The sequence below is a fragment of the Terriglobus sp. ADX1 genome (assembly GCF_036877645.1).
In the GTDB taxonomy this organism is placed as follows: Bacteria; Acidobacteriota; Terriglobia; order Terriglobales; family Acidobacteriaceae; genus Terriglobus.
This window is the reverse complement of sequence record NZ_JAEDXV010000007.1, coordinates 163,656-177,996: the sequence shown is the minus strand read 5'-3', so window position 1 is coordinate 177,996 and position 14,341 is coordinate 163,656. Positions and strand designations below refer to the sequence as shown.

11 protein-coding genes are annotated in these 14,341 nt (G+C 58.8%); 5 read left to right on the top strand and 6 right to left on the bottom strand.

What is annotated here, in order from left to right:
* Positions 1 to 471, top strand: a 471-nt coding sequence (locus JAO32_RS07025; protein ID WP_334238878.1) for a TonB family protein, incomplete at its 5' end; no start/stop codon positions are given.
* Positions 472 to 776: 305 nt separating this feature from the next.
* Here the strand turns inward: JAO32_RS07025 and tnpA are convergent.
* From tnpA to queA, 4 genes are all read right to left on the bottom strand, one after another.
* A complete protein-coding gene (tnpA, locus tag JAO32_RS07020) occupies positions 777 to 1,217 on the bottom strand; it encodes an IS200/IS605 family transposase (RefSeq protein WP_334238876.1) in 441 nt (146 codons plus the stop codon).
* A 209-nt stretch (positions 1,218 to 1,426) separates the two neighbouring features.
* Positions 1,427 to 4,276 carry a DNA polymerase I gene (polA, locus tag JAO32_RS07015; protein WP_334238874.1) on the bottom strand — a complete coding sequence of 950 codons (2,850 nt, stop codon included), beginning with the start codon at positions 4,274 to 4,276 and terminating at the stop codon, positions 1,427 to 1,429.
* Between the two features lie 29 nt (positions 4,277 to 4,305).
* A complete protein-coding gene (locus tag JAO32_RS07010) occupies positions 4,306 to 5,904 on the bottom strand; it encodes a S53 family peptidase (protein ID WP_334238872.1) in 1,599 nt (532 codons plus the stop codon).
* A gap of 393 nt (positions 5,905 to 6,297) precedes the next feature.
* Entirely contained in the window at positions 6,298 to 7,509 is a 1,212-nt protein-coding gene (queA, locus tag JAO32_RS07005) for a tRNA preQ1(34) S-adenosylmethionine ribosyltransferase-isomerase QueA (RefSeq protein WP_334238870.1), read from the bottom strand.
* A gap of 225 nt (positions 7,510 to 7,734) precedes the next feature.
* Between queA and JAO32_RS07000 the strand changes: the two genes are divergently transcribed.
* Positions 7,735 to 8,538: a TIGR03435 family protein gene (locus tag JAO32_RS07000; protein ID WP_334238869.1), complete on the top strand. Its 804-nt coding sequence runs from the start codon at positions 7,735 to 7,737 to the stop codon at positions 8,536 to 8,538.
* Between the two features lie 58 nt (positions 8,539 to 8,596).
* On the opposite strand, the gene JAO32_RS06995 is transcribed toward JAO32_RS07000, so the two are convergent.
* Positions 8,597 to 9,244: a response regulator transcription factor gene (locus tag JAO32_RS06995; protein WP_334238867.1), complete on the bottom strand. Its 648-nt coding sequence runs from the start codon at positions 9,242 to 9,244 to the stop codon at positions 8,597 to 8,599.
* A 196-nt stretch (positions 9,245 to 9,440) separates the two neighbouring features.
* Between JAO32_RS06995 and JAO32_RS06990 the strand changes: the two genes are divergently transcribed.
* The 3 genes from JAO32_RS06990 to JAO32_RS06980 are packed head-to-tail and all read left to right on the top strand — an operon-like array spanning position 9,441 to position 13,251.
* Positions 9,441 to 11,084: an FAD-dependent oxidoreductase gene (locus JAO32_RS06990; RefSeq protein ID WP_334238865.1), complete on the top strand. Its 1,644-nt coding sequence runs from the start codon at positions 9,441 to 9,443 to the stop codon at positions 11,082 to 11,084.
* A 5-nt stretch (positions 11,085 to 11,089) separates the two neighbouring features.
* Positions 11,090 to 12,532: an ATP-binding protein gene (locus tag JAO32_RS06985; protein WP_334238863.1), complete on the top strand. Its 1,443-nt coding sequence runs from the start codon at positions 11,090 to 11,092 to the stop codon at positions 12,530 to 12,532.
* Between the two features lie 53 nt (positions 12,533 to 12,585).
* A complete protein-coding gene (locus JAO32_RS06980; RefSeq protein WP_334238861.1) occupies positions 12,586 to 13,251 on the top strand; it encodes an HAD family hydrolase in 666 nt (221 codons plus the stop codon).
* 66 nt (positions 13,252 to 13,317) lie between these two features.
* Here JAO32_RS06980 and sdhB read toward each other — a convergent pair whose 3' ends face one another.
* Positions 13,318 to 14,121 carry a succinate dehydrogenase iron-sulfur subunit gene (gene sdhB, locus JAO32_RS06975; protein ID WP_334238860.1) on the bottom strand — a complete coding sequence of 268 codons (804 nt, stop codon included), beginning with the start codon at positions 14,119 to 14,121 and terminating at the stop codon, positions 13,318 to 13,320.
* Between the last annotated feature and the right edge of the window lie 220 nt (positions 14,122 to 14,341).

The window sequence follows — 14,341 nt, the reverse complement described above, 5'->3', positions numbered from 1 at the left end:
GCGCATGGGACGCACACGTTGCTGACGTACACCATTGGCGGACAGGAGAGTGCGGCGGCTAGTGCTGCGCCTAAGAAAGCCGCTGAGGCCAAGGTGAAGACGCCGACGATTGCGAAGGTGGCTCCTGCGCCGGTGCCTGAGGCGAAGCCCGAAACCGAGAAGGGAAGCGGCTCGTCAGGCGTGAGTGCGCTGGGCAGCGGCAATGTACGGATTGCGATTGTGAAGGTGTTTCCGCGTCCTGCGCCGGATCTGAGCAGCCTGCCGAAGGGTAAGGGCGGCAACGTGATCATGGACGCCGTGATTGATGCGCATGGCGTGATTACGAAGCTGACGCTGGAGCAGGGGCTGGGCGATCCGATTGATCAGCAGGTGATGGCGACGGTGCGGGGATGGAGTTTTGATCCGGCTACTCGGGATGGTCAGCCGATTGCGAGCGAGCAGGAGATCGTGTTGCATTATGAGCGCGGTTGAGGCGCTTCGTGCCGGCTCTGATAGAGCGGGCCGTTGGCCCTCAGGAGATTTTGGGGCGTGGCATACCTAGGCCTTCGGCCTAGGCTAAGATAGCGGCGCGCCTTTGGCGCTTGTTTGGTAGCCGCTTGATTGTGTGGTGATGCCATGCCATTTCACATCTTGTTGTGAATCAGACATTGATTGCGTTGTGTTTGCCCATGTCTCCTTGATGGAGATAATGAGCGCCAAAGGCGCGACGAGATATTAGCCTAGGCCGCAGGCCTAGGTATTGTTGCGTTGTACCGAATGAGGGCCAACGGCCCGTTCTAGTCCCACAGGTATTGTTCGTCGTGTTCGACGCCGTAGCGTTTGAGGATGGCTCGGAGTTCGTCGCGGAAGTCGATCTTACGGTGATGTTCTTCCTGGTTTTCGATGTACCGGACGAGTGCATCAAGGTCGGATTTGCCGAGCGTGAATGCGCCGTAGCCTCGTTGCCATGCAAAGTTCGACTCACCCTGAGTTTTTATCCATTGCGATGAGGATGTTTTCAGTTCGGAGATGAGGTCGGCGATGGTGATGGTTCGGGATAGACCGATGGCGAGATGTACGTGGTCCGCGGTGCCGCCGACGCGAAAGCATTCGCAACCGAGGCTGCGGGCTACCGTGGCGAGGTAGGCGTGGAGATCACGCGGGTTGCGGATGTTTGGTGTGCGGTCTTTAGTGCTGAAGATGATGTGGATTAGTAGGAATGTTAGTGATTGTGGCACGCGAGGATTATAGAGCGGGCCTTTGGCCCTTCCGAATTTATGTGCGGTCTTACCTAGGCCTTCGGCCTAGGCTAAGATAGCGGCGCGCCTTTGGCGCTTATTTCGTAGGTTCTCCCAAGGTATTCGCTCAAGCGAGTTGTGTGTTTAACGTCACAGGCATACGCATTGATGGTGCCTGTGACGTTTGCCATCATGATTAAGTCCAGTCCTCACTTGGCATCGCGCCAGTTGGGGCCTTGGCCTACTTCGGCGACTATGGGGATGGAGAGTTGGATTACGCTCTCCATTTCTTGTTTGACTAAGGCGGCGACTGCTTCCGCTTCTTCCTTTGGGGCGTCGAAGAGGAGTTCGTCGTGAACCTGCAGGGTCATGCGGGTTTTGTAGTTGCCTGCGGTGAGTGCCTTGTCGATGTGGAGCATGGCTACCTTGATCATGTCGGCGGCGGTGCCTTGCAGTGGGGTGTTGACGGCGGTGCGTTCTGCGAAGCCGCGCATGTTGGGGTTGCGCGACTGGATGTCGGGGATGGGGCGGGTGCGGCCGAAGAGGGTGCTTACTTTGCCTGTTTCGCGCGTCTTTTCGAGCGTTTCTGTGATGAAGTTCTGCACGCCCTTGTAGCGGTCGAAGTAGGTTTCGATGTAGGTGCGGGCTTCTTTCTGGTCGATGCCTAACTGCGCTGCCAATCCAAACGGACTGATGCCGTAGACGATGCCGAAGTTGACGGCCTTGGCGCGGTTGCGGGTTTCCTTGCTCATGGTGGCGGGGTCGACGCCGAAGACTTCTGACGCGGTGAGCGTGTGGATGTCGATGTTGGTGCGGTAGGCGTTGAGCAGGAGCGGGTCCTGCGAGAAGTGGGCCATGAGGCGGAGTTCGATCTGCGAGTAATCGGCGGAGAGGATGATGTTGCCGGGCGCGGCGGTGAAGGCTGCGCGGATTTCTCTGCCTAACTCCGTTCTTACCGGAATATTTTGTAAGTTGGGGTTCGTGGAACTTAGTCGGCCTGTGGCGGTGCCTACCTGGTTGAAGGTGGTGTGGACGCGGGAGTCGGTGTCGACCAAGAGCGGGAGTTGTTCGGTGTAGTTACTGCGTAACTTGGCTAACTGTCGGTACTCGAGTACGAGGCGCGGGGCGTCGTGGTGTTCGGCGAGTTCTTCGAGGACGTCCTGCGCGGTGGAGACGACTTTGCCCTTGCCGTACTTGAGTGGCTTGGGCAGGTTCATCTCGTTGAAGAGGACTTCTCCTAATTGTTTCGGAGAGTTGATGTTGAAGGTGCGGCCTGCGAGGGTGTGTATGCGGGCGGCGAGGTCGTCCATGGCGACGGCGAGGCGAGTGTTCTGCGCGCGGAGGAGGTCGGTGTCGATGCGGCAGCCGGCTTGTTCCATGTGGAGGAGCACGGGGACGAGCGGGAGGTCGATGTCGTTGTAGGTTTTGGTTAGCTCGGCTTCTTCGATCTGCGGGCGCAGTAGTTGCGTGAGTTGGAAGACGGCGCTGGCGGCTTCGGGGAGGATGTATGGTGGTGGGGTTTGCTTCTTTTCTACCTGCGTGAGTGCGCGGTCGTTGAAGCGTGCGGCTACGTCCGAGAGCTTGTGGCTACCGTGCGTGGGGTTGATGAGGTAGCTGTAGAGCATGACGTCGTCGCGGACGTTGTTGATTTCGATCTTGGCGCGTTCGCAGGTGCGCAGGACGGCTTTGAGGTCGTGAACTGCTTTGGGGATTTTGTTGTCTGCTAGTGCTTTTTTAACTGGCTCGGCTACGTCGCTGTTGAGGTCGAGCAGGATGGCTTTGTTGGCTGTTGTTGCGAGGCCTACTGGCAGCGGTTCGGTTTGCGGGGGCGCGAAGGGTTTGGCTTCGACTGGGGTGGTCATGGAGCCGAAGAGATCCATGTTGGTGGCGATGGGATCTTCGGCGGGGGATTCGGTGTCGGACTCGGCGTCTGCGCCTGCTTCTTCCGCGATGGCTTGCGCGTCTTCCGGGAAGAAGACTGCCAGGATGTTTGTGGAATCCCACGTCTCAGAATCGAGACGTGGGGCACCCGGTGTTAGTGGTGCGAGGAGGTCGGTGATGTCCTGTGCGGTGGGCTCGAGGATGTAGTCGATCTTTTGCGCTTCGGGGGCGGGTAGGTCCTTGAGCAGCGTGGTGAATTCGAGTTCGGTGTAGAGGCTGCGGAGTTCGGCGAGGTTGGGCTCGGTGGCGGTGCTCATGGCTTCGAGCGAGTAGTCGACCGGCAGATTGCAGTGGATGGTGACGAGCTCTTTGGAGAGCATGACGGTGTCACGGTTGTTCTGCAGGGATTCGCGTTGGCGTTTGCCCTTGATGCTGTCGGGGTTGTCACGGGCTGCGTCGAGCGCGGCTTCTACGGAGCCGAACTGCTGGATGAGTTCGACGGAGCCCTTGTCACCGATGCCGGGTGCGCCGGGGACGTTGTCGACGGAGTCGCCGCGTAGAGCCATGACGTCGATCACGCGTTGCGGTGGGACGCCGAGGACTTCTTCGACCTTGGCGGGGTCGAGGATGAGGTTGTCCTTGGTGGGGTTGAGGATGTGCACGTGGTCGGTGACGAGCTGCATCATGTCCTTGTCGGACGAGACGATGTAGACGGGGTGGCCCTGTTCGCTGAGGCGCTGCGAGAGTGTGCCGATGACGTCGTCGGCTTCAAAGCCTTCGTGCGCAAGGATGGGGATGCCGAAGGCTTCGAGCGCGCGACGGATGTAGGGCTGCTGCTGGATGAGGTCGGGCGGGGTTTCGGTGCGGGTGGCTTTGTAGCCGCCGTAGTCGACCTCGTCAAACTGCTGGGTCTTGATGTTGAACTTCTTGATGGTCTTCATCTGCGCGGCGGCTTCGTTGCGGTGGATGGGCTCGCCGCCCTCGTAGATGGCTGCGAGGTAGTGCGGATGGAAATCCTGGCGCAGCTTGTTGATCATGTTGATGAAGACATAGGTGGCCGCTGTGGGTACGCCGGTGCGCGTGGACATGGGCCGCGACCGCTGCATGGCGTGGTAGGCGCGGAAGATGAAGGCCATGGTATCGAGCAGGTAGACGGGCGGCTTGGTTTCGTTCGGCATCGTGTATCAGTATCTCGCGGAACGTCTTGTCAGACGGTTTTGGCTGTTCGTTTCCGCTTTGCCGAGGATGTTGCTGCAAGCAGGGCGACGATGGCTGATCCCCTGGGAGAGCCGAGGCCGGTGCAGGCGTCCCAGCCGGTGTTTGCCTTGTAGGCTCCGTTGTTGCCCTGGGTGATGTCACGGAAGGCTTTTTGTCCTGTTGCGCTGTAAAGCTTTGCCTGCGGCAATCCTGCTGCGTTTTTATTTTGTGCGTTGCTGAGCGCGATGAGGCCGGCCCAGAGTGGAGCGACTGCACTGGTACCTCCGATGACCATGTTCTGGCCGTCGACGCGTACCTGGTAACCGGTGGTGGGATCGGCATCGCCTGCGACGTCAGGGACGCCTCGGCCGGATTTTGTTGCGGCGATACCGGATTGCCATGCGGGCTGTGGGAAGACGGTGCTGATGCCGCCACCGGTTGCGCCCTCGTCGTTTGTGGTTTCGTTCCAGACGACTTCGTTTGTGATGGCGCCGTTTGCGGCTGTGAGTTTGGTGCCGCCGCAGGCGAGAACGTTCGGACTGCTGGCGGGGAAGTCGACGTGATTGCTGCCGTCGCCCACGCCATCGTCCGAGCCGTTGTCTCCAGCCGCGACGGTGACGGTGATGCCGAGAGCCGCGGCGGCTTTGCAGGCGTTGTCCATTGCAGTGATTGCCTGCGCGCTCCAACTGGATTCCGGGCCGCCCCAGCTGATGGAGATTACGGTGGGTTTGTTTTTCGTATCGTGTACGGCGGTGGTAATGGCGTCGACGAAACCCTGATCGGTGTTGGGCGCGAAGTAGGCGGCGATTTTTGCTCCGGGAGCTACGGCGGCTGCTACTTCGATGTCGAGCATCACTTCGCCGTCTGCTCCGTTGGCGTTGCCGGGAGAGTTCTTCCCACCGTCAACCAGAACTGCTTTGACTGTCGGCGCGGAGAGGCTGAGCGATTTGAAATAAGCGGTGATGTCGGTGGTGCGGAATCCGCCTCCGAGTTCGATCACGGCAATGGTCTGTCCTGTGGCTTTCGCATTGGATGGAAATCCGTACAGCTGCGCAAGCTGCGGTGGTGTGAACGATGCGTTTACGGCGCGAGCGTGGGCGATACGAAACTTGGGAGTAGCCTGCGGACGATCATCCAGACCAAGCACAGCCTGCACGTGGGGCAGCAAGGACTGTGGGAGTTCAATCGTGCCTTCGCGCACGTGGTATGTGACGCCATCTGCGACGTGCTCGTGCAGTGCGACGCCGAAGGCCTCCTGCATATTTTTGGCTGTGCCTGTGAGTTGAACGGTGCGGCGCACGGCGTCGGCTTCCGCGGTCAGGCTGAATGCTTTCGCGAAGTCCTTCACGATTTTTATAGCCTGCGGAGTGGCTGCATGCCTGGCTTTGAATTGTGCTCGCGTAAGGTGTTTGCCGGACACTGCTGCGTCTGGAATTGGTTTGGCACAGTGAAGGATTACGGAGACAGTGATGCGTTTTCGACCGGAGTACGGAGTGCTTGCAGCTGCGGTGATGTGGCTGGTGGCGATTGCGGGTTTGTTGCTGCCGGGGAGTGGGCCGCGGGGTTCAGTACGGAAATCTGGCTTGGGGGATTTGGTGGTTCGGGGCATGGGCGAGCCTCCTGCTCATTTGAGATGCAGGAGACTGGTCGTCGCGCTTTGCAGTCATCCTGCCATTTGAGGCTTCCCGCTGCACTGGAGTGGAGTGAGAAGAATGCAGGTCCTTCGGCTTCGCTCAGGATGACGAACTTCGTTCGTATGATCGCGCTTTGCGCGATAGCCCTGGTTCGCTTCGCGGAACATGGGGCACCCGGGATTTGGAGTTGGAAGGGGTTGGATGCGGTGGATGGTGAGAAGGTGTTGGGATCCTTCGCTTTGCTCAGGATGACGGCCTTTCGGGCCGTATGAGCTTCGCTTGTGATGTACCCCGACTTCCGCCGTATGAGATTCGCTTGTGACATACCCCGACTTCAGCCGTATGAGCTTCGCGTGTAATGTTCCGACTTAACTCAGGAACATGCAGTCGCCGTAGGAGAAGAAGCGGTAGTGTGCTTCGACGGCGTGGGCATAGGCGAGGAGGATTTTTTCGCGGCCCGTGATGGTTTGGTTTTCTGTTTCGGCTAATGCACTGACAAGCATCAGGAGTGTGGATTTGGGCAGATGAAAGTTCGTCAGTAGCGCGTTGACTAACTGAAAGCGATGGCCCGGTTGCAGGAAGATGCTGGTGGTGCCGCTGTGCGGTTCAATGCGGTTGATGGCGGCGATGTGTTCGAGCGTGCGCGTGGTGGTGGTGCCCACGGCGATGATGCGTCGACCTTCGGACCTGGCTTTGTTGATGGCTTCTGCGGTGGCTGCAGGGAGCGTGTAGGGCTCTTCGTGGAGACGGATGTCTGCGAGGTCTTCAACTCGCACAGGCTGGAAGGTGCCGAGGCCTACGTGCAGGGTGACGTATTCGATCTGCACGCCTTTTGCTTTGATCTGTTCCAGGACTTGGGGGGTGAAGTGCAGGCCTGCTGTTGGGGCTGCGGCGGAGCCGTGAGTGTTGGCTCCGGCGTAGACCGTCTGGTAGCGGGTGCGGTCTTCCTCTTCGTCTTCTTCGCTGCGATGGATGTAGGGCGGCAGTGGCATGTGGCCTAACTGCTCTAATGCGCCGAAGAAGTCTGGTGTGGGAGCGAACTGGAGGGTGCGTTCGCCGAAGTCGCCGGATTCGATGACTTCGGCTTGGAGGATGATTTGTGCAGGTGCGGTTCGCGCTTCCGCGCGAATACCCAGGTTAGCTTCGCGAACCTGGGGCACCCAGTTGGTGTTGGGATCCCACGTCTCAGAATCGAGACGTGGGGCACCCGCATTTGAGGCTTCGAAGATGAGGCGTTCGCCGGTGGGGACTTTGCGACCGGGTTTCACGAGGGCTCGCCAACGGTCGTTGCCGAGAGGCTGCGTGAGCAGGACTTCCACCTGGCCGGTGGGTGCGGGGCTGTTGTGCTGTGTGCGGAGGCCGGCGCGGCGCGCGAAGAGGCGTGCGGGGATGACGCGGCTGTTGTTGAGGATGAGCAGATCGCCTTGGTGGAGCTGCGAAGGGAAGTCGCGGAAGTGGGCGTCAGTGTAGTCGCCGGTTTGGCGGTCGACGAGGAGCATGCGGCTGTCGCCGCGTTCGGCGGGCGGATGCTGCGCGATCAGTTCTGTGGGGAGATGGAAATCGAAATCGGAGACGCGCACGTTGTTTATTGAAGCAGCGAGGCGAGGGACTCAGCAAGTCAGCGGAAGGCGTGGTGGATGACCGAGTGGCGCTTTGGAGGCCAAAAGCTCTGTTGGTAACAGTTGCTTGTTAGTTTGTGCATCGGTTCGGTGGTTTGTTTACGTATCTTCAGCGGGTGAGTGTTTCTGTGGCGGTCGTATCGGCACGGAGTTTGGGGAGGGTTTGTGCGGAGAGTGTTGCTGGCTGTGGCTTTGAATTTGGTAGCGATGCCGTCCCTGGCGGTTTGGGCTCAGGGTGCAAAGCCGGCGAGCTTTGAAGTGACACTGATTAAGCCAGCAAAGCCGGAGGAGACGGGCAGAGGCTGGGACTCGGATAGAAATTCCACGAGCATTGAGAACTACCCGCTGCAGGATCTGATCATGCGTGCGTATGACCTGAAGTCGTCGACGCAGGTGGTGGATGCGCCGGAGTGGGCTGACAAGGATCGTTATGACATTGTGGCCAAGTCTTCTGAGCAGGAGTTCGATCGGCTTGGCAAGTTGAAGCCGGAAGAAAGCAGCGCGGAGTACCGCGAGATGCTGCAGTCAATGCTGGCGGAGCGGTTTGGGCTGCAGGTGGAGAAGAGCATGCGGCGGATGCCTCGATTCACGATGGAACGCGTTTCGAATGCGGCGATGGGGCCGGGTTTGAAGCCGACGCCAACGGGGCCGGACGGAAGACCGGCTGGCGGCAGGAATGTGTCGTCGCATGGGAGTTCCGCGCTGGTGACGATGGACGTCTCCGGTGCATCAATGGAGGACATTGCGAAGATCCTTTCCGGGCGCACGGAGGTGGGCCGACGTGTTGTTGTGGACAAGACGGGCGTGCCGGGCTACTTCAGCTTCAAGATCGAGTTTGCACCGGATAGCGGGATGGGGATTTCGCCCAATGCGACATTGCCCGGGCTGCTGGAGATGGTGCGGCAGCAGCTGGGCCTGAAGCTGGTGAAGGATGAAGGCGATGTACCGGTGGTGATTGTAAAGGCGGCAAAGAAGCCGGAGCTGGATTAGAGGATCCAGCACCTTATTCATTCGGTCTAGATGAGCAATTTGAGGTACTGAATGCTTTTCAGGCGGGTAGCGCGGCGGCGGGAGCGGCTGCTTTTGCTGCGGCTTCTGCCAGCGGGCGGTGATGCAGCGTGAAGAGCGCCAGTTCGAGGCGATCGCTGGCTCCGGTCTTGTCGTAGATGGAACGGAGATAGTTTTTAACGACCTGCTCCTTGGTTCCAATCTCATCGGCAATCTGGCGGTTCTTCCAACCCTGCACAATGAAGCCCACGATTTGCAGTTCGCGGGTGGTGAGCGCGTCGCGAATGCGACGTCCGGCGCTGTCGTCTGGTTCGGCGACCGGTGCTTTGACGCTGCGTTCGCCGTTGAAGACGCGACGGACGCAGAGCAGTAGATCGTCTGTGGAGACGTGGCGCGAGAGCAGGCCATCCATCTTGCGAACGACGGTTGCTTCCGGTTCGTTGCCGTTGTCGTGTAGCAGGATGATGCGAACGCCGTTGGCAGAAGCGGCTGCAAACGTTCTGTCGAAGTCTGCGTCGAGTGAGGCTGCGAGCAGAAGGATGGCGTTGCGTGCGGGAGCGATTAGGGGCAGGAGTTCGTCCGGGGTACCACATTGGCCCAGAACGGTCATATCGTCCTGGGAGGAGAGGACGCGTGCCATTCCTGAACGGAAAATGGCTTGATTATCGGCGAGCAGAATACGAATCATGGCGTAAGCGCGGCGTTTCGAACAGTAGAACAGCGTGGGGGAATTTTTCGTGTCTGGAGAGCTAAAAACTGTGTTGCCATGAGTATGCAACACGTTGTGCCTTTCGACGCGAAATAATTGCATCAGAGCACAGTATTCGGGAATCTAAAGCACGGCAGGCGGAGAAGACGCCGCAGGCGGTGGAACAGGAAGGCACATGGCACGACCGATTTTGTTCGCGGTGGATGACGACGTCAGCGTTCTGGAAGCCGTCGTTGGCGATTTGCGCCGCAAGTATGCGCAGGAATATCGCATTGTGCGCGCCGCCTCAGGGCAGGCTGCGCTGGATACATGCGATCAGTTGAAGAATCGCGGGGACGCCGTAGCGCTGTTCCTGAGCGATCAGCGTATGCCGGGCATGACCGGTGTGGACTTCCTAAGCCAGGCGATGGGGCTTTATCCTGACGCGAAGCGTGTTCTGCTGACCGCGTACGCCGATACGGAAGCTGCGATTCGTGCGATCAACACAGCGCGGATTCACTACTACCTGAACAAGCCCTGGGATCCGCCGGAGGACAAGCTGTACCCGGTACTGGACGATCTGCTGTTCAGTTGGCACCAGGGGTATAAGCCGCCTTATGAAGGATTGCAGGTGGTGGGAACGCGCTGGGGATCGAAGGATCATGCTGTGCGCGACTTCCTTTCACGCAATCACGTTTCTTTTCGTTGGCTGAATCCTGATTCTCAACCGGAGGCGCTGGAGCTGCTGAAGTCGCGCGGTCTGGACGATGCGAAGTTGCCGGTGGTGGTGTTCTCGGATGGCACTTCGACTGTGCAGCCCACGCAGATGGAGTTGGCAGAGAAGATTGGCCTGCGTGTGCAGGCGGAAAAAGAGCACTACGACCTGGTAGTGGTGGGCGCTGGACCTGCTGGCCTGGCTGGTGCGGTGTATGGCGCTTCAGAAGGCTTACGCACGCTGGTCGTGGAGCCAGATGCAGTGGGTGGACAGGCTGGATCGAGTTCGCGCATTGAGAACTACCTGGGCTTCCCGGATGGCGTGAGTGGCGATGAACTGGCGCGTCGTGGATTTGTGCAGGCGCAGCGGCTGGGTGCAGAGTTCCTGACGCAGCGAGTGACGAAGATTCGCGTAGAAGATCAGTACCGCTTTGTGACGATGGGCGATGGGCGCGATGTAAGCTGCTCTGCCGTGTTGCTGGCGACCGGTGTTAGCTGGTGCAAGCTGGATGTTCCGGGCGGCGATGAGTTGATTGGCGCAGGCGTGTACTACGGTGCGGCGCAGAGTGAAGCACAGTCGTGCAAGGACGAAGAGGTCTTTGTGGTGGGTGGTGCGAACTCTGCCGGGCAGGCTGCGATGAACTTTGCCCGTTACGCGCGCAAGGTGACGATGCTGGTGCGGGGCAAGGGATTGGCGCAGAGCATGTCGCAGTACCTGATAGACCAGATTGCGGGGACTCCGAACATTACGGTCGAAACAGGAACTGAGATTACGCGCTTCTGCGGCACGGACCATTTGCAGGGCATTGAACTGCGCACGCCGAACGGTACGGAGAATCGTGCGGCGACTTCCGTGTTCATCTTCATTGGCGCGGCGCCGAAGACGGAGTGGCTGCCGAAGGAAGTGGCATGTGACGATCGCGGCTTTGTGCTGGCCGGACCGGACCTGAAGCGTGTGGGAGTAGATCGCGTGGGAGATCGCAATCCTTATCTGCTGGAGACAAGTGTCCCCGGCATTTTTGTGGCGGGTGATGTGCGGCATGGTTCGGTAAAACGTGCGGCCTCCGCGGTTGGCGAAGGGTCCATCGCAATTCAATTTGTGCATCAGTATCTGGCGGGGTTCTAAGGGTTATGGCAACAGCAACAGATTGCCTTGCAAACAGTGTGGAATGGCAGCGCAAAGCTCTGGATGAGCTGCAGCGTGTGAAGCCATTTGGTGAAAACGTGCCGGAAGACGAACTGGCCTGCCTGGTGGCGGCCGCGCAGGACATGTATGTTCCTGCGGGTACAAAGATCGTCGACCAGGAAGATGATCTTCAATACTTCACCGTTTTTCTTGAGGGAAGAGCTCACGTTTCTCGCAAGGATGTGCAAGGCAATTACTTCTTCAGCAAGATCATGGAGGCGCCTGCCTTTATGGGTGAGGTGCCGCTGCTGAGCGGTCTGCATTCGAATGTTACGGTCATTGCGCAAACAGACATTCGTGGTCTTCGCCTGGACGAGGAATCGTTTTGGTCCGGCATGTCACATTGCCCGCATCTGCGCTCCGTGATTGTTGGCGAAATGCGTATGCGGCTGATGGGCATGCAGACTCAGCAGACGCAGCAGGCAAAGCTGGCGATGCTGGGCACCATGACGGCGGGGTTAATGCATGAGTTGAATAACCCCGGTGCCGCCGCGCGCCGTGCTGCAGCGCAGTTGCGAGACAACCTGCGTCACATGCATGAGATTGCTCGCGCATTTTCAGAGCATGGCCACACCGATGAGCAACGCGCCTGCCTTACGGCATTGCAGGAGAGAGCACTCTCTGTACGCAAGGACCGCTGCCTGAGCTCGCTGGAGCAGTCGGATGCGGAAGAAGAGATGGGCGAGTGGCTGGAGTCGCACAACATTGCAAAGGCGTGGGACATTGCGCCGGTGATGGTGGCCAGCAACATTGGCACGCACGAACTGGATTGCCTGGCGGATGTGTTTCAGAGCAGCGAACTGGCCGCGCCGCTGGAATGGCTTGAAGCCACTGCGTCGTCCATGCAGATGGTCACGCTGGTTGAGGAATCAGTTGCTCGCGTCACGGAGCTGGCGCAGTCTGTGAAGAGTTACGCGCACGAAGGACAGACGGGTGAGCAGGATGTGGATGTGAATGAAAGTATTCATGCAACGGCTGTGATGATGAAGCATAAGCTGCGTGAGAAGAACATCAGTATGCACAAGGAGTTCGGCGCAAATATGCCGAAAGTGCATTGCATCTGCAGCGGCTTGAACCAAGTGTGGACCAACCTGCTGGATAATGCGATTGATGCCGTGCCGCAGGAAGGTGGATTGATTACGATCCGCACCCAGCGTGTGGGCGATGAGATCCAGGTGATGATTGGCGATAACGGTTCCGGTATTTCTGCGGAAGACCGTGACCGCATCTTTGATCCGTTCTTTACGACGAAGGCGGCGGGTGTGGGAACGGGACTTGGCCTTGGCATTGTGCGCCGCGTGCTGGAAGGCTACGGTGGCCGCCTGACGCTGGAATCGGTACCCGGGAAGACTGAGTTCACCGTGCATCTTCCTGCAGAACAGAAGTAGGCTCAGGCAATCCTGCTTTCCAGTGGAGCATCCCAAGGTGCACGGAGGCGGACATGGCACTGAAGGCCGTTCTGCTGGACATGGATGGGACGCTGCTGGATAGCAATAGCTTCCATGCGGAATCGTGGGTGCGGACGCTGAACCACTTTGGCTTTGCGGCGACGTTTGAGGCCGTGGTGAAGCAGATTGGCAAGGGTGGCGAGTACCTGCTGCCGATGTTTGTTCCCGAAGACAAGCTGAAGAGGATGGAGAAAGAGATCAACGCGTATCGCAAGCGTCTCTTTCACCGCGAGTACATTGACCGCATTGTGCCATTTGCCGATGCGCGGCGGCTGTTGGAGATGATGCGTACAAGGGGATTGCGCATTGCAGTGGCCACGTCCGGCGAGAAGGATGACCTGGAAGCTTTCAAGACTCTGCTGAAAATCCATGACCTGGTGGAAGAGGATGTGACCGCGGATGATGCGGAGCGACCGAAGCCGGAACCCGATATCTTTGAGGCTGCGTTGAAGACGCTGAAGGTAGACGCATCGGGGGCTTTGGCTCTAGGCGATACACCGTGGGATGTGGAGGCTGCGAAGAAAGCTGGCGTTCGCACGGTGGCCGTGCAGTCCGGCGGGTGGCGTAAAGAGGAACTGGAAGAGGCCGGGGCGATTGCTGTGTATGTCGATGTTGCGGATTTGGTACGCAATTTTGATGCTTCACCGTTCGCGCGTTGAGATTCGGTTTCGAACATGAGAAAGGGCCCGCCTGTGCGGGCCCTTCTGTTGTAGCTGATGTAACTCTTAGCGGGTGAAGAAGTCCTTGACCTGTTGGACTGCTACGTCGCGACCCATATCGCTGATGGCTTCGGTGAGCGGTAGCTGCTTGGGGCAGGCTTGTACGCAGTTTTGTGCATAGCCGCATTCCTGCACACCACCGTCGCCTGCGAGAGCGCGGAGACGCTCTTCCTTCAGCACTGAGCCTGATGGGTCGAGGTTGAAGAGACGGGCCTGTGCGATGGTGGCTGCGCCGACGAAGTTGGTGGAGTCGTTGAACTGTGGGCAGACTTCCATGCAGATGGTGCAGGAGATGCAGTTGGAGAGCGGGTAACGCTCTTCCTGAATCTGCGGGAACTGCTTGGGGCCAGCGCCGAGATCGTAGGTGCCGTCGATGGGTACCCACGCCTTGACGGCCTTCAGGTTCTCAAAGAGAACGCTGCGGTCCACGGCGAGGTCGCGTACGACGGGGAACTTGGACAGTGGCGCCAGGGTGATTTCGCCTTTGCCGTTCTCATGCAGCAGTGCGTCGACCAGAGCGGAGCATGCCATGCGCGCCTTGCCGTTGATGAGCATGGCGCAGGAGCCGCAGATCTCTTCGAGACAGTTGCTGTCGTAGGAGATGGCGGTGGTCGTCGCGCCTGCGGCGTTGACGGGGTTCGCTGCGATATCGACGAGGACGCTGGTGATGTTCAGGCCACTGCGATAGGGAAGCGTGAACTCTTCCGTGTGGGCCGGAGCGTCCGGCGACGCCTGCCGCTTGATGGACACCTTGAAGGTCGAGCCCGTGTAGGGCTTTGGCTTTTCGACATGTGCTGACTTCTTTGCCATAAATCCTCGCTTCAATGCCTAAAAAGTTCTATCGCGATAACGGAATGTAGACCGACACCTGCTGCCATATACATAGCGCCGATGGTTAATCGCATGAGAACACTTGACCTTGATTCCGACCACGCAAAACTAACCGGAAGCTTAGGTGCGAATCTCAAGACTTTGGGTATCCTCGCCCAAGTATCAGGTGACCAAATCAATGCACCGCCAAGAAACTCCA

Coding starts and splice junctions, on each gene's coding strand:
- polA (WP_334238874.1), bottom strand. CDS start 4,276: ATGCCGAACGAAACCAAGCCGCCCGTCTACCTGCTCGATACCATGGCC.
- JAO32_RS07010 (WP_334238872.1), bottom strand. CDS start 5,904: ATGCCCCGAACCACCAAATCCCCCAAGCCAGATTTCCGTACTGAACCC.
- sdhB (WP_334238860.1), bottom strand. CDS start 14,121: ATGGCAAAGAAGTCAGCACATGTCGAAAAGCCAAAGCCCTACACGGGC.
- JAO32_RS06995 (WP_334238867.1), bottom strand. CDS start 9,244: ATGATTCGTATTCTGCTCGCCGATAATCAAGCCATTTTCCGTTCAGGA.
- JAO32_RS06980 (WP_334238861.1), top strand. CDS start 12,586: ATGGCACTGAAGGCCGTTCTGCTGGACATGGATGGGACGCTGCTGGAT.
- JAO32_RS06990 (WP_334238865.1), top strand. CDS start 9,441: ATGGCACGACCGATTTTGTTCGCGGTGGATGACGACGTCAGCGTTCTG.
- JAO32_RS06985 (WP_334238863.1), top strand. CDS start 11,090: ATGGCAACAGCAACAGATTGCCTTGCAAACAGTGTGGAATGGCAGCGC.